At 60.5% G+C, this 14,115-nt stretch carries 15 protein-coding genes; 8 read left to right on the forward strand and 7 right to left on the reverse strand.

Going from position 1 to position 14,115, the window contains the following annotated elements; translation table 11 throughout:
• Positions 1 to 2: 2 nt before the first annotated feature.
• The 4 genes from rpmG to DCC25_RS04445 form a co-directional block, all read right to left on the reverse strand.
• Positions 3 to 170: a 50S ribosomal protein L33 gene (gene rpmG, locus DCC25_RS04430; RefSeq protein ID WP_110100733.1), complete on the reverse strand. Its 168-nt coding sequence runs from the start codon at positions 168 to 170 to the stop codon at positions 3 to 5.
• Between the two features lies 1 nt (position 171).
• Positions 172 to 408, reverse strand: a complete 237-nt coding sequence (rpmB, locus tag DCC25_RS04435; RefSeq protein ID WP_110098073.1) for a 50S ribosomal protein L28 — start codon at positions 406 to 408, stop codon at positions 172 to 174.
• A gap of 340 nt (positions 409 to 748) precedes the next feature.
• A complete protein-coding gene (locus DCC25_RS04440; RefSeq protein ID WP_158524720.1) occupies positions 749 to 1,174 on the reverse strand; it encodes a MarR family winged helix-turn-helix transcriptional regulator in 426 nt (141 codons plus the stop codon).
• A 337-nt stretch (positions 1,175 to 1,511) separates the two neighbouring features.
• Positions 1,512 to 2,993: an MFS transporter gene (locus DCC25_RS04445; RefSeq protein ID WP_158524563.1), complete on the reverse strand. Its 1,482-nt coding sequence runs from the start codon at positions 2,991 to 2,993 to the stop codon at positions 1,512 to 1,514.
• A gap of 94 nt (positions 2,994 to 3,087) precedes the next feature.
• Here DCC25_RS04445 and DCC25_RS04450 point away from each other — a divergent pair, with 94 nt between their 5' ends.
• Together DCC25_RS04450 and DCC25_RS04455 are read left to right on the forward strand one after the other, a co-directional pair.
• Positions 3,088 to 3,522, forward strand: a complete 435-nt coding sequence (locus DCC25_RS04450; RefSeq protein WP_199223060.1) for a YchJ family protein — start codon at positions 3,088 to 3,090, stop codon at positions 3,520 to 3,522.
• A gap of 42 nt (positions 3,523 to 3,564) precedes the next feature.
• Positions 3,565 to 4,587 (forward strand): asparaginase, encoded by a 1,023-nt coding sequence (locus tag DCC25_RS04455; RefSeq protein ID WP_158278419.1) that lies wholly within the window; start codon positions 3,565 to 3,567, stop codon positions 4,585 to 4,587.
• On the opposite strand, the gene DCC25_RS04460 is transcribed toward DCC25_RS04455, so the two are convergent.
• Entirely contained in the window at positions 4,551 to 5,687 is a 1,137-nt protein-coding gene (locus tag DCC25_RS04460) for a glutathione S-transferase family protein (RefSeq protein ID WP_233242801.1), read from the reverse strand. The genes DCC25_RS04455 and DCC25_RS04460 overlap by 37 nt on opposite strands.
• Before the next feature lie 12 nt (positions 5,688 to 5,699).
• On the opposite strand from DCC25_RS04460, the gene DCC25_RS04465 reads away from it, so the two are divergent.
• From DCC25_RS04465 to DCC25_RS04480, 4 genes are all read left to right on the forward strand, one after another.
• Positions 5,700 to 6,530, forward strand: a complete 831-nt coding sequence (locus DCC25_RS04465; protein WP_110098079.1) for an MBL fold metallo-hydrolase — start codon at positions 5,700 to 5,702, stop codon at positions 6,528 to 6,530.
• A gap of 34 nt (positions 6,531 to 6,564) precedes the next feature.
• On the forward strand, positions 6,565 to 7,398 hold the full coding sequence (locus tag DCC25_RS04470) for an SDR family oxidoreductase (RefSeq protein WP_158278420.1): 834 nt from the start codon (positions 6,565 to 6,567) through the stop codon (positions 7,396 to 7,398).
• Positions 7,399 to 7,479: 81 nt separating this feature from the next.
• Positions 7,480 to 7,947, forward strand: coding sequence for a universal stress protein (locus DCC25_RS04475; RefSeq protein ID WP_110100737.1), 468 nt, complete (start codon positions 7,480 to 7,482; stop codon positions 7,945 to 7,947).
• Positions 7,948 to 8,529: an O-acetyl-ADP-ribose deacetylase gene (locus DCC25_RS04480; RefSeq protein WP_110100738.1), complete on the forward strand. Its 582-nt coding sequence runs from the start codon at positions 7,948 to 7,950 to the stop codon at positions 8,527 to 8,529.
• On the opposite strand, the gene DCC25_RS04485 is transcribed toward DCC25_RS04480, so the two are convergent.
• Together DCC25_RS04485 and DCC25_RS04490 are read right to left on the reverse strand one after the other, a co-directional pair.
• Positions 8,526 to 9,215, reverse strand: coding sequence for a mismatch-specific DNA-glycosylase (locus DCC25_RS04485; protein WP_110100779.1), 690 nt, complete (start codon positions 9,213 to 9,215; stop codon positions 8,526 to 8,528). The genes DCC25_RS04480 and DCC25_RS04485 overlap by 4 nt on opposite strands.
• The gene (locus DCC25_RS04490; RefSeq protein ID WP_158524721.1) at positions 9,196 to 10,989 is read right to left on the reverse strand and encodes a mechanosensitive ion channel domain-containing protein; all 1,794 of its coding nucleotides are present in this window, start codon (positions 10,987 to 10,989) and stop codon (positions 9,196 to 9,198) included. Before DCC25_RS04490 ends, DCC25_RS04485 begins: the two co-directional genes overlap by 20 nt.
• Positions 10,990 to 11,074: 85 nt before the next feature.
• On the opposite strand from DCC25_RS04490, the gene hisD reads away from it, so the two are divergent.
• Complete coding sequence (gene hisD, locus DCC25_RS04495; RefSeq protein WP_110100740.1) at positions 11,075 to 12,442, forward strand: histidinol dehydrogenase; 1,368 nt, start codon at positions 11,075 to 11,077, stop codon at positions 12,440 to 12,442.
• A 93-nt stretch (positions 12,443 to 12,535) separates the two neighbouring features.
• A complete protein-coding gene (locus tag DCC25_RS04500; protein WP_110098086.1) occupies positions 12,536 to 14,023 on the forward strand; it encodes a sodium/glutamate symporter in 1,488 nt (495 codons plus the stop codon).
• Positions 14,024 to 14,115 lie beyond the last annotated feature (92 nt).

Raw genomic sequence — 14,115 nt, forward strand, 5'->3', positions numbered from 1 at the left:
CCTCAGCGCTCCTCTCGAAACTCTACGTGCTGACGGACAACGGGATCGTACTTCTTCAACGTAATCCGGTCAGGGTTATTCCGACGGTTCTTCCGGGTCACGTAAGTGAAGCCGGTGCCGGCAGTCGACTTGAGTTTAATAATGGGACGCAGGCCCTTATCTTTTGCCATCTTAGAGCTTCACTCCTTTGGCGATCAGATCGTTGACCACAGCATCGATACCGCGAGCGTCGATCACCTTGATGCCTTTGGTCGAGACATTCAGGGTTACCTTCCGGCCGAGCGAAGGCACGAAGTAGGTCTTTTTTTGGATATTTGGATTGAACCGGCGCTTGGTACGACGGTGCGAGTGGGACACGTGGTACCCAGTACCTGGCCCAGCTCCGGTTACCTGGCAATGTGCTGCCATGATCACTCCTCGATTTAAGTACTAGTAAAAGGACGGGCAGAACCCGAAAGAGGATCCCGCCACCAGTGTGTACACCGCACTCTTACTGCGACTTTCCGAAGGTAAACCAGGCTGGGTGAGAACCAACCGAAGTGCCCTTAATCGCTAGGGTGAAGACGGTGAGTCCCTGTTTTACCAGGGATCCAGTTTAGGGAACGACGCCGTTTTCCGGCACGAGGACACCATGACGCATCTCAACGTACATGATGCGGACTCGCACGACGCGTAACAAACTTCTATTGTAGGAGTTTCGCTACTTGCGGGCAAATTAACCACGGGACGAGCTGATCACATCGGGCGATCAGTCGTCTTCTTCATCCTCGTAGTCCAGCAACCAGTGATCGGGGTCAATTTCTTCCAGTAACTGAGAGAACAGGTCGTCAATCGTTTCCAGATCTTCGTCATCGAACACGGACAACACCCGGCGACGCACCGAATCAGCGTAACGACCCTGAACCTTCTCCACTTCCTTCTCACCCTGTGGAGTCAGCTCAGCCATGGTCACACGCTTATCGCTCGTGGCTGGGGTACGGATAATCACGTCGCGTTCTTCGAGCTTGCGGGCCACGTGAGACAGGCGCGACAACGAGGAATTGCACCGCTCGGCTAATTGCGACATGGTCAACGCACCGTCTGCATCATGCAGAGCAGACAACACTTGGAACTCAAAGAAGCTCAGAGAACCGGCTTTTTGAAGATCCGTCTCGATCATCGGGCCCACGGTCATAACAACCGCTACCGCGCGCCGCCAAATATCTGCTTCCTTCTGGGTCAGCTGCGCTTTTCGTCTTTGTGAGTGGTGTGGAGCCATCTTCCTTGTCTCTCTTGCCTTCCCGAAAGTTCGCCCTTGATGGGTATTTAAAGTGCGAACAAACAATTGTAAACGTAGAACACCTTGTGTTTCACCAATACCTTAGCCGACACTGGTTTTGGCATTGGTTCTGGTAATCTCCGGTCGACTAGGGGAATGAGTTTAGTCAGAGAAATAGTACACCACAGAAGTGGGAAGAAACGCCAGGGTTTCATCAATACTACCGTGAATTCTCTCAGGTACTTATCAGTAATTATTCAGTTCTTTTACTGCCTCGCCAGTCCACGATGGCGACGAACAAAGCAACGAGGCCGAAGACCACTAAAACGAGGATCGAGACATCGAATGCGTTGAGGTATTCTCGGGCAGTTTCTGGTCTGATCTCCTCAACGTCTTTTCCGGCATTCACCGGCAGGTGAGCGGTCATGCTATAAAACACCGCGGTGGCCACGGCCACACCGATGGCATTGCCGACCCGCTGGCCGACCTGATAAAAGGAGCCAGCAACGCCGGCTTGGGGCAACGGCACGTCAATCAAGCTCCTCATCTGGTTAGCTGACATGACGATACCGGGAGCGATACCAGCTACACCCATAATGATTGCCATAATCAGTGGTGTGTATTCAGCAGAGACTATGCGGGCACCCAGCGCCAGAGACAGCAACGCGATGATGAACAGGATGAGACCGGCGAAGACCAGCTGAGGAGCGTAGCGCAACGTATATCGCCCCACCCAGGCTGCGGCGATAGCCGATACCACGGCCCACGGCACGGTGATGAGCCCGACCACGAGCGCCGAGTGACCCAGACCTTGTTGGTTGTAGAGGGTCATCACCAGAAACAGCGGTGGCATCATAGCGAACCAGAGGCTGGTAATGATCACGCCGTAGCGATATGAGCTGTAGCGGAACAGCGCGAAATCGAGCACCGGTGATTTACCCTGGGCCTTATACCGAAACTCCCAGATGACGAATCCGGCACCGGCGATAACTCCGAGGACTAGCAACAACCATCGGGCCGGGATGTCTTGGTCGGTGCCACTGGTCAGCACGAAGGGCAACATCATGAATAACACAGTGGCTGCCAGAAGCCCGACGCCGACCAGGTCAAGTTGTCGGTCGCGCACATCGCGCGGCTGATCCTTGGGAAGTAGCCAGATAGCCAGTGGGAGCACAATGATCACCAGGGGAACATTCATTCCGAATGTCCAGCGCCACCCGAGTTCGGGCCCGAGCGCTCCAATAAATAGACCACCAACCGCTGGGCCAAAGGAGGTTCCCAAACCAATGCTGGCCCCAAAGAATCCGAGTGCTTTACCACGTTCTTGGCCTTGGAATAAGTTTTGAATGATGCCCAGGACCTGGGGCATCAAGGTGCCAGCTGCAATGCCCTGGACAATGCGAGCGGTAACCAGCATGGTCGATGAGATCGACAGCATGGCTACCAGCGAGGCGATGGTGAACGTCACCAGCCCGATCAAAAACATTGATTTGCGGTTCCAGGTGTCTCCCAGCCGTCCGGCGGGAACGAGGGCCACTCCGAAGGCCAACACATATCCGGCGACGATCAGCTGGTTATCGGTCGTGGTTGCGCCCAGGGTTTCTCGAATAGGTGTCAACACCACGTTGACCTTGACCAGATCGAGGATCGTCAAAATCGCGGTGACCGCGCAGACGGTAAAGGCTAACCAGGGGGATTGTCGCGGTGCGGTAGTGCCAGTGGCAGAGGCGGACACCGAAATACGCTCCTTCGTCTCAGGGGGTGTTCGTGACAGATCGTCGCCGATAATAGTGTGATAACCCGATTATCCTACGCCGATTGGATTCATCGTGACCGACGAGCCTACGCCTCCACAACCCGCTCTGCCCGCCTGCCTATGTGGCAGCTTGCGGGTGGCCGAGCAGTGCTGGATACCGTTGTTACGTGGCGAGCGGTATGCGCCCACGGCTGAAGCCTTGATGCGGTCTCGCTACACGGCTTTCGCCGTGGCAGACCGCGACTATGTGATGCGCACCCGGGCCAGTCAGTCTCGCCCCGAGCAGGTGGTTTTGGACCCTCGCCAGCGGTATACCGCATTGCGGATTCGTGACGTGGTTGCTGGTGGGTCTCAGGATGAGACCGGAATCGTGGAATTCATCGCTTTTTCCCGCGATACTCACGCAGGTCGCATCATCCAGCATGAGCGCTCACAATTTATCCGCCAAACTCTTGACGATACCCCCGGGTGTTGGGTGTATCTTGAGGGCGAAATTTTCGAACACTGAATCCCCGACCTTCAGCCAGCTGCGCAGACGAAAGGACCCGTTGTGCCAAGAGTTCATGTCATCGCCACCGGTGGGACCATCGCCTCCCGGACCGAGCACCACAGCATCGGCTCAGTGGCCTCCGATAGCGTCGAGGAGCTCCTGGGAGTCATCACATCCGGTGATCGCGAAGCCCACGAGGATTGGCCGGAGCATCAGGTCAGCGGTGAACAGCTCTTCTCGGTCAATAGTTTCCGACTGACCTTCGCTGATCTTCGCCAGATCGCGTTGGCGGTTGAGCAGGCAGTCGCCGATCCGGAGGTGGTTGGCGTGGTGATTACCCACGGCACCGACACCATCGAAGACACCGCCTTCTTCTTACACTGTGTCTACACCGGTACCGTTCCGGTGGTCATCACCGGGGCCCAGAAGCCTGCCGATGACCCAGCGGGGGATGGCCCGGGAAATTTGCGCGAGGCCATCCTGGCAGCCGGGCACCCGCACATGGCTGACACCGGGGTCACCATTAGCTTTGCCGGACGGATTCATTCGGCTCGCGCCACCCGCAAACACCACACCTTGGCTCCAGAGCCTTTCACCGGGGGCACCGAGATCGCGACGGTGACACACGGAAAACTGGTTCGCCAGGCCACGGCGGCCGCCGGGCCGGGGCTGCCGATGCCAACCGCCGAGATTGGCTCGGTGCAGATCCCGATTCTCGAAGCCGGCCTGGGCAGCTCGGCCCAGTTGGCCCGCCACCTGGTCGAGGACTCCGCCTCATGTGGAATAACCCTGGACGGGCTGGTATTGATGGGCACCGGAGCCGGTAATGCCGCCGACGGATTTGTGACGGTCGTCGACCTCGCCTGTCAGCACCACATCCCGGTCGTGTTGGCTACCCGCACCACATTCGGTCCGGTGGTGGCGATCTACGGTAACGGTGGGGGTGTGGACCTGGTCGCGGCCGGGGCGATGCTGGCCGGTTCGCTCAGCCCCTATCAGGCCCGGATTCTGCTGGCACTGCTGGTGTGCGCAGGTTTCGCAGCAGATCAGCTGGCTAATCGGTTTGCCGAGGTAGCCGGGTAGAGCGGGTTGTGGCCGGCAGTGACCTGCTCAGCAGGGCGCACCGGTTCGGGTGCGGTGCCATCCCCGAAAGGTGTACCGCCCAGTTCCTCACGACGGTGAGCGCTCAACCAGCCGGAGACATTGGGTCCGGCCGGCACGATCTGGGTGGGATTAATATCGGCGTGGACAATGTAGTAGTGCTGTTTGATCTGGACGAAGTCCACGGTGTCACCGAAACCGGGGGTTTGGAATAAGTCCCGGGCGTAACCCCACAGGGCCGGGAATTCGGTGAGTTTCTGGCGGTTGCACTTGAAGTGGCCGTGATATACCGGGTCAAAGCGCACCAAGGTGGTGAACAGGCGCACGTCGGCTTCGGTGATGTGCTCGCCCATGAGGTACCGGCGGGTGGACAGCCGGTCTTCTAACCAGTCCATGGCATCAAATAATCGCGTGTAAGCCCGGTCATAAGCCTGCTGCGACCCCGCGAATCCGGCCCGGTAGACCCCGTTATTCACCTCGGTGAAGATCCGGGTGACCACCTCGTGCATCTCCTCCAGCTGGTCCTCCGGTAACAGGTCAGGGGCTCCAGGCCGGTGAAAAGCACGCCACTGGGTAGAGAAGTCCAGAGTGATCTGCGGATAGTCATTGGTCACCACCGCGCCGGTCGGAATGTCGACGATGGCTGGGACGGTAATACCGCGCGGGTAGTCGGGAAACCTGGCGAGGTAGTTTTCCTGCAACCGGTGGGTGCCAAGCACCGGGTCGTGTTCTGTCTCATCGAGGTCAAAGACCCAGGAGCGTTCGTCATGGGTTGGGCCAGGGGTACCCAAGGAGATCGCGTCTTCCAGCCCCAACAGTCGTCGCACGATCATCGTCCGGTTCGCCCAGGGGCAGGCGCGGGCGGCCACCAGCCGGTAGCGTCCGGACTCCACGGGCCAAGCTTGCGCGTCGTCGGTTAAACCGGCCGAGAGGTCGGTGAGCTGGCCTACCTGGTCATAGGCCACCCGTTCAGCGGCCGTGATCGCTTCCGGGTCGGCGACGATCCGGTCGTTGATGTAATTTGTGTCGCGGTTATATTCTTGACCGCTTGTCACGTAGCCGGTTGCGCCCTGTAATTCCATACACTCAATACTATGGCAGTGGTACAACGCACAACAGCTCATACCGAAGTGGTCCGTTCTGATAATGCCTCGGGGATGACCCTGACCGGCACCAATACCTACCTGATCGCCGCCCCAGAGGCGCAGACGGTGGTGCTGGTGGATCCCGGCGAGGCCGCCTCACAGCGCGAGCACCTGGCGCGGGTACGTCAGGCCCTGCACGGTCGGAGCGTGGAACTGATCGTGATCACCCATCACCACCCGGATCACACCGGCGCGGTCGAATACTTTCACCAGCAGCTCCAGGCCCCGGTCACCGCATTCTCCTCCAGCTGGTGTCGCCATACCCAACCGGTGGCCGACGGAGGGCACATCACCGCGGCCGGTACCACCGTGCAGGTATTGCACTCCCCCGGCCATACCTCTGATTCGATCTGTCTGGTTTTACCGGAAGACCCTGCGGTGATCACTGGGGATACCGTGCTGGGCGCCGGGACCACCATGCTGGATCATCCCGATGGTCGACTGGTGGACTATCTGGCCACGATGGACCGCCTGATCGCCACTGCCGAGGGCCTGACTGATCATCCGGCCACCACCGTTCGTGGTCTGCCGGCCCACGGGGATCCGTTATCAGATCTGGCGCAGGTTGCCCGGCAGCTCTCCGCGCACCGCTTGCAACGCGTCGAACAGCTACGGCAAATGGTGGATCTTGCTGCCTTCCGGGGTCGTGATATCGAGGTCGCTGACCCCGTAGTGCAGTCTTTAGCCACCGAGGTCTACCCCGATGTTCCGCCTGAGGTGCGCGGTCCGGCCGTGCAAACCGTAGCTGCCACACTGCAGTATCTGATCGATCACCGCTGATCCCACGCCCCGTGCTGATTCGAAGGAGTTTCCCGTGAAAAACACGGATGACCGCTCATCGACCTCCTCCTACGAGCAGGCTTCCGACCACGCACCCGTGGCACTGATCACCGGCGCCTCCTCCCAGCTGGGGGCCGCTTTTGCCCGGCATTTGGCCGCTCAAGGGTATCGCTTGGTGTTGACCTCTCGCCACCTTGACGGGCTGGCGGCGGTGGCTGAGGACGTCGAGTCCCGCTACCGGGTGGTGACCGAAACGTTAGTGGCCGATCTGGCGGAGTTTGCCGGGCGCCAACGGGTGATCGACCGGTTGGTGAATCCGCGTTACCCGGTCCAAATGCTGGTTAATAATGCCGGTGTGGGGCTGGCCGAGGACTTTGCTGATAGCGACTGGGAGACTGAGGCCCGGATGATTGAGGTCAACTTCACGGCCCCGATGCATCTGATCCACGGCGCGCTACCAGCATTTCTGCGTCGCGGAGGTCGGATCGTGAATGTCTGCTCGATCGCCGGGTTGTTCCCGGACGGCTCCTATGGGGCCACCAAGGCCGGTCTGGTGGCTTTCTCTCGGTGGGCGCATGCTCGGTACCACGCTGACGGTGTTAATGTCACCGCACTGTGTCCGGGCCTGTTGGACACCGACTTCCATGTCAATTCCGGCGTCGACGTCTCCCATCGGCCCAAGTGGAGTTTCACCGAAGTGGATCAAGTGGCTCTGGAGGGGTTGGCCGCGGTGCATAAAGGCGAGCCGCTGTGCATTCCCGGCCGTGCTGCGAAGTTGCTGGCCCGCTCCGCCAAGGTGTTACCCAACCGACTGGTGGCCTCCATTGCTCGCAAACGGCCGCTAACCGGTAGCTCCGAGCAAGATTAGCCCAGAGACGATAAGCTCAGAAGTGTTCCCTCCGCCGGTTGTTACCGGTGGGATTTCGCCGGCGAAAGGACGACAACGACCATGACCATTCTTGTCGGGTATAAGCCCTCCGCTGAGTCGCGGGCCGCCTTGCGCACTGCCCTGCAGATCGCCGAACGTTCCGGAGAAAACGTCGTGGTCCTCAATGCTGGCCCTGGGGGCGAGCACCGCACTTCGTCGTCGATGACCGAAGAGACCCGGCGGGAGCTGAACTCCATCTTGGCAGCGTCCTCAGCCACCACCGAGTTCCGCGAGTATGCGCGTGGAAACACCACCATGGACGAGTTCAAAACCGTCGCGGCCGAGATTCGCCCCTCGATGATCGTCATCGGCATCCGCCACCGGTCCGGATTCGGCCGGTTGATGATGGGCTCGGTGGGCGATCAGATTCTGCAAGAAATGCACGAGCCGGTGCTGGCGGTCAAGGCCACCCAGGACCAGGACCTCACCTCACCGGATGCCACCCCGGAGATCACCGGGGATGCCGACCCGAAACAGGTGGAATCCTAGATGCTCACACCCCCATCGCCGAGTTCTGCACACGGGTACCCCATCGAGGTCATCACCGGTGATATCACCATCCTCGAGGTCGACGCGGTGGTCAATGCCGCCAATTCCTCCCTGCTCGGTGGTGGTGGCGTCGACGGAGCGATCCACCGCGCCGGCGGTCCCGCCATTCTGGAGGCCTGTCGTGCCCTACGGTCGGACAAGCTACCCGAGGGACTTCCCGCTGGCGAGGCCGTGGCCACCACGGCCGGGCATATGCCCGCTCGCTGGGTGATCCACACGGTCGGGCCGGTGTACTCCGTCAAACAGGACCGCACCGAAACCCTGAGATCCTGTTATCGGAAGTCTTTAGTGCTTGCCGATGAGCTCGGAGCCACTTCGGTGGCTTTCCCGGCGATCTCAGCCGGTGTCTACGGTTGGCCGATGGATGATGCCACCCGGATCGCCGCCCGAAGTTGCGCTGAGACTTTGGACGAGCTCGCTGCCCGCGAGGATGGGGCACCCACGGTGAAACAGGTGGTGTTGGTGGCCTATAACGACCAGGCCGAGGCCGGGTTCCGCGCGGGGGTTTCCAGCCTGGCTTAGTCCGCGTGCTGTGGCCGGTCAGTCTCCAGCCCGGCCAGCACCGTCCGCCACTTATCGGCCAAGGTGTCAACGTTCTCGTGGGCATTGAGCCCCGACGGTTGTGGCACCACCCATAATTGCACCTCATCAGGCCACTGCGCTAGCAACTCATAGGTGGCCCGGTCTGTCGCACTCAACCGCCCCAGCTGGGCCTGAGGTGCGTGATATGCGGTACGAAATGCTGTGATCCCGGCAATCGCCACAGCCACGGGGCGCAACTGCCCCACTCGCCGGATCAACCGTTGGCCACCTTCCCGGAGTTCTGCGGTGCTCAGCTGGTCAGCCCGGACAGTGGCACGTTGCACCAGATTCGTCATCCCGATTCCCGACGAGACCAGCTCATCGGCCAGCTCTGCACTCATTCCGGCACTGACATCGACCGGTTCCTGGAGCATCCCGGCACGGTACAGAGAGGGCCAGAACCGGTTTCCCGGGCGGGCGAACGGAGCGTTGACCGCCGCGGTCCACAACCCCGGGTTGATGCCACAGATCAACAGCCGCAACCGTTCTTCGGGATCGACCGGCAACACATCATCGGTGATCTCTGGATCGGTGGTATCCACCGCGTTCAAATCCTGGCGAGTGGGTTTGGCCCCACCCAGCGGAGATTCCCGTCGCGGCTGGGCCTTAACTCTGGGAACCGTCATCGGCCCCTCCATCAGATTCTTCGGCTTCTTCGGCGCGTTTGCGGGCCTGGTACTGTTTGAGTTCTTCGAGCTCTTCGGTGGTGAGGTTATCGATATCGACCGGCTCGCCGGTGTTCGGATCGATCTCCGGGATCGCCCCGGTGGATTCCGCAGTCCTTCGCGCCCGCTCTGCGTAGGCGTCTTCACCAGGTCCGGCCATATCCCGACCACGTTCCAGCCCAGCAATCGAGGAGGTAAAGACCGAGGAGGCATCCGAGGACCGGGTCAACGGCACCGAACCGGAATCCTGAGTCTCTGGGGTGGACTCAGCATCATCGCTATCGGAGTTCTGTGGCTTCGATGTGCCCGAGGATGCGGACTGTGCCGACTGATCTGCCCCGCGGACGGCCTCGTCCAGGGTCTCACCCGGACGGATCACCGGTAACTGCGAGATCACCGCGGGAGGTTCATTGGTGTCGTACCAGTTCTCCCAGCGGGACTGTTGTTGGTGCTGGTCTTGTGTTGCCTGCTGAGTCGTCTCGGACTCCGTGTTGGGCTTGGTCTGAGACGAGTCTGCACGATCGTTCTTACCCGGTGCCACGTGGGAGGACGATTCCGTCTGATTCAGCGGACCGCTGGGTTCCATGATGCGCATCCGGTAGATCACCTCGGGGTGCTCGGTGCGAATGAAGGTGGCGAGGTCTTCGCGCACCAGGCACCGCAGATCCCACAGTTCACCGTAGTTGCGGGCTGAAACCACGGCCCGAATATGCAACATGCCCGATGCCGCGTCGGTAACCTGCATCGAGGCGTCACGGCCGTCCCACAGGTCGGTGGAGGCAAGCAGGGCGCGCAACCGTTCACGCAGGTTGTCCATAGGCACCTGCCAGTCCACGTCGAATTCCACCACACCCGACAGTGCGGTGCCCACACGGGTGAAGTTTTCATACGGGGTGGTGGTGAAGTGGCTGGAAGGGAACAGAATCCGCCGACCGTCCCAAATCTTGAGCACCACATAGGACAGGGTGATATCTTCCACAGTGCCTTCGTAGTCGTCCATCGCCACCACGTCACCGACACGGATCGCATCGGTGAAGGCCAGCTGGATGCCGGCGAACACGTTGGTCAAGGTGGACTGGACTGCCAGGCCAGCAACCACCGAAATCAAGCCGGCCGAGGCAAGAAGACCTGCGCCCAACGCCCGCACCTGGGGAATCGCCAGCAGAATGGCCGACACCGCAATTACCACGATGACCGCAACCACGATGCGCCGGATGAGTTGCATCTGGGTTTGGATACGACGTTCACGCAAAGAACCAGTTCCGGCCACGTGATATTTATCGGCGATGCGCGACTCAATGAAGTTCACCACGCGCAACCCCAACCAGGCGAAGCTGGCTACCACACACACCAAAAGGATGAAGGCCAAACCCGAATACCAGGCCAAATCTCGGCCAGAGAGTCCCAACGCAATGCGGGCACCCAAAAAGACCAGGGCGAGAACCATCGGGGTATACAGGCGACGCAACTGAGCGTGGAAGGTCTTGCGCCGACGGAAGGCCATGGAGGTAACCACCACAATGATGCCAGCGACGACCAGGCCCACCAGGGCGCCGACAGCCAGATTAAGCACCACGCCCAGGACAGGCCCCAGCGATTCCACGTTGGAGGAGGCCGAATCTTGAACATTTTGGGGTAGCGCGTCTTCTACCTCGGCAAAGCCATCGGAGGTGGAGGGGCTCGGCTCTGCTGATTCAGGGGTCGAGGATGCTAAGAGGGTGAGTCCAGAAAGCATAATCTCCACTGTGCCATGCGGGTCTGAACTCAGGCTGAAAAGACCAAGGGGTTTCGTCACTCGAGAACGACGTAGACTAGCCAGTATGCTCAACATCACTGACCTGCGAGGCCGTCCCTTTGCTCCGGATCGTGATTTGCCCCGGGCAGAGGTCGATGTCACCGCCGCCGTGGAGAAAATTACCCCGATTCTGGCCGATGTGCGCCAACGTGGGGTCGCTGCGGTCTTAGCGGCTGGCGAGCGTTTCGACGGGGTGCGCCCCGACCAGCTACGGGTTCCCGCCAGCGTGCTTGCCCAGGCACTGATCGACTTGGACCCCTCGGTGCGGGTAGCACTGGAAGAATCCATTCGGCGGGCTCGTATGGTCCACCAGTCCCAGCGTGTCGAAGACACCGTGGTGCAACTGGCCGATGGCGCTCGCGTGGAGAACCACTGGGTCCCCATCCAGCGCGTGGGTCTGTACGTGCCCGGCGGGCGGGCTGTTTATCCCTCCTCGGTGGTGATGAACGTGGTCCCGGCCCAAGCGGCCGGAGTCGAGTCTCTGGCGGTGGCCACGCCCCCGCAACGAGAGTTCAACGGCCAGCCACATCCGGTGACCTTGGCCGCCTGTGCCCTGTTGGGCGTCGATGAGGTCTACGCTGCCGGTGGTGCTCAAGCCATTGCCATGTTTGCCTACGGCGTCCGAGAGGCTGAGCGTGCGGAGGACAATACCGCAGAAACCGGTCCGGCCGAGTCTGGGTGGGTGTGCCCGCCGGTGGATCTGATCACGGGGCCCGGAAACGTGTACGTCGCCGCTGCCAAGCGCGCCGTGATGGGAACCGTGGGCATTGATGCCGAGGCCGGTCCCTCCGAGATTGCCGTCATTGCCGATGAGACGGCAAACCCCGCCTGGGTTGCCGCCGATCTGATCAGCCAGTCCGAACATGACCCGATGGCTGCCTCAGTGCTGATCACCCATGCTGAGTCACTGGCCCAGGAGGTCAATGATCAGATCAATCAGCAGGTCCCCGGTTTGCCGTTGGAAGACCAAATCCGGGAGGCGCTAACCGGCCCGCAGTCGGGAATCTTAGTCGTCGAGGACCTGCCGGCTGCCATCACCGTGGCCAACGCTTATGCCACCGAGCACCTGGAGATTCATACTGCCGACCCTGAGGCGGTCGCCGAGCAGATTACCTCTGCCGGAGCAGTGTTTATCGGCGGGTACTCCCCGGTCCCGTTGGGAGACTATTCGGCCGGATCGAATCACGTGTTGCCGACCTCCGGCACGGCCCGACACTCCTCAGGGCTGAACACACTGAGCTTCATGCGCTTACAGCAACGCATCCGGTACTCAGCATCCGGACTGTCTGCAGTCACCCCCGGGATTGTGGCCCTGGCAGAATCGGAAGGCCTTCGCGCTCACGCCGAAGCTGTCTTAGCGCGCCAGCTCACCCCAGGCGCTCACCACAACTAACCCCAGACACCGGCCTCTGCCGGCCCAGAATCTCAGGCGCTGAGCCCGAGCTGACCAGTGACTTTATCGCGGTCTGAATGTTACGATCGCCTCATGACTGCAGAATCCGTGGGCTTTGCCATCGTGCTCCTGGCAGCCTTGTTGCTCTTGGGTAAATACCTTCGCGTGAAGGTCGGCCTCTTTCAGCGACTTTTCCTCCCCAGCGCCATTATCGCCGGCTTCCTCGGCCTGTTGATCGGTCCCGAAGTCCTGGGACGCCTGGGCGAGGCCCTGAACTGGTCTTGGTTGGAAAATGGTGGCCTGTTTACCGACGGAGCCTTTGAGGTGTGGGGCGAACTACCCGGACTGCTGATCTCCGTTGTTTTCGCAACCCTTTTCCTAGGCGAGACCATCCCCTCCCCCAAACGTGCTGCCAAATTAGTCGGGCCTCAACTGTCAATTGGTCTGGCCTACGGTTCTGGACAATACGTCGTCGGCATCCTGCTGGGGGTACTCGTGTTGGCCCCATTATTCGGTGTCGACCCCATTTTCGGTGCCCTCATCGAGGTCTCCTTTGAAGGTGGTCACGGCACGGCGGCCGGTATGCAACCGGCCTTCGAAGATATGGGCATCCCCGAAGCAACCGACCTTGCCTTAGCCATGGCGACCGTGGGTCTGGTGACAGGCATCATCATCGGTATTGCCGTGGTCAACTGGGGTGTGCGCACCGGTCGAACCCGGGTGATTAAGCAGGTCTCTGAGCAGTCTGCCTCCGAGCTGCGCGGTCTCTACAGCGATACCGAACACGTCCGTACCGGCGTGATGACCTCTCGCCCCAGTTCCATCGAGCCGCTCACCCTCCACGTAGCGATCGTGGGTTTGGCCATCATTATCGGCTGGGTATTGCTGGAAGGCCTCGTGTGGGTCGAAGACCAGCTGTGGGGCCAGCCCGACTCTGTCTGGCCCGGAGCTGACGGCGAAGGTCTCACTCTGCTGGGCTATGTCCCCCTGTTCCCTCTGGCGATGATCGGTGGCGTCATCATCCAGTTCGTGCTCGATCGCACCGGTAAGAGTTACCTGGTGGATCAAGAAACCATGAAACGCATTCAGGGTCTCGCCCTGGACATCTTGATCGTGGCCGCTCTGGCCACCATCTCGCTCGAGGTCATCGCGGATTACTGGCAGACCTTCTTAATTCTTTCTCTGGCCGGCGTATTGTTCGGCACGTTCATGTTGCTGTTCTTCACCCCGCGGATTATCCCCTCCTTTTGGCTCGAACGCGGTATCGCGGACTTCGGTCAGTCTATGGGTGTCACCGCCACCGGTCTGGTGCTGTTGCGGGTGGCCGACCCCGAGGACAAGTCTCCGGCCATGGAGGCCTTCGGCTATAAGCAGCTCTTCTTCGAACCCTTCTTCGGTGGCGGTCTGGTCACCGCACTGTCCATCCCGGTCATCTTCGCGACCGGCAACCCCTATTGGATTTTGGTCCCAATGGCGATCCTGTTCATCGTCTCCATCACCGCGGGCATGATCTACAACCGTGGGGTCAAGAAGGGCAGATGGACCGACCCTTCCGAACAGGCCGCCAGCGAAGGCGTCTAGTCGCGCCCCTTCGCACCGTCAATGCACAGGACCCGGTAGCAGGGAGCTCGCCGTACCTGTGATCCGCTGTAGCGCCTCAGGCGGGTGAGAAA

The sequence above is a fragment of the Auritidibacter sp. NML120636 genome (assembly GCF_003185945.1).
GTDB lineage: Bacteria > Actinomycetota > Actinomycetes > Actinomycetales > Micrococcaceae > Auritidibacter > Auritidibacter ignavus.

Bases quoted from the DNA above. Each gene is read 5' to 3' on its own strand.
- DCC25_RS04485 (WP_110100779.1), bottom strand. From the start codon at position 9,215: ATGACGGTTCCCAGAGTTAAGGCCCAGCCGCGACGGGAATCTCCGCTG.
- DCC25_RS04440 (WP_158524720.1), bottom strand. From the start codon at position 1,174: ATGACCGTGGGCCCGATGATCGAGACGGATCTTCAAAAAGCCGGTTCT.
- hisD (WP_110100740.1), top strand. From the start codon at position 11,075: ATGCTCAACATCACTGACCTGCGAGGCCGTCCCTTTGCTCCGGATCGT.
- DCC25_RS04490 (WP_158524721.1), bottom strand. From the start codon at position 10,989: ATGCTTTCTGGACTCACCCTCTTAGCATCCTCGACCCCTGAATCAGCA.
- DCC25_RS04475 (WP_110100737.1), top strand. From the start codon at position 7,480: ATGACCATTCTTGTCGGGTATAAGCCCTCCGCTGAGTCGCGGGCCGCC.
- DCC25_RS04480 (WP_110100738.1), top strand. From the start codon at position 7,948: ATGCTCACACCCCCATCGCCGAGTTCTGCACACGGGTACCCCATCGAG.
- DCC25_RS04460 (WP_233242801.1), bottom strand. From the start codon at position 5,687: ATGGAATTACAGGGCGCAACCGGCTACGTGACAAGCGGTCAAGAATAT.
- rpmB (WP_110098073.1), bottom strand. From the start codon at position 408: ATGGCAGCACATTGCCAGGTAACCGGAGCTGGGCCAGGTACTGGGTAC.
- DCC25_RS04465 (WP_110098079.1), top strand. From the start codon at position 5,700: ATGGCAGTGGTACAACGCACAACAGCTCATACCGAAGTGGTCCGTTCT.
- rpmG (WP_110100733.1), bottom strand. From the start codon at position 170: ATGGCAAAAGATAAGGGCCTGCGTCCCATTATTAAACTCAAGTCGACT.
- DCC25_RS04500 (WP_110098086.1), top strand. From the start codon at position 12,536: ATGACTGCAGAATCCGTGGGCTTTGCCATCGTGCTCCTGGCAGCCTTG.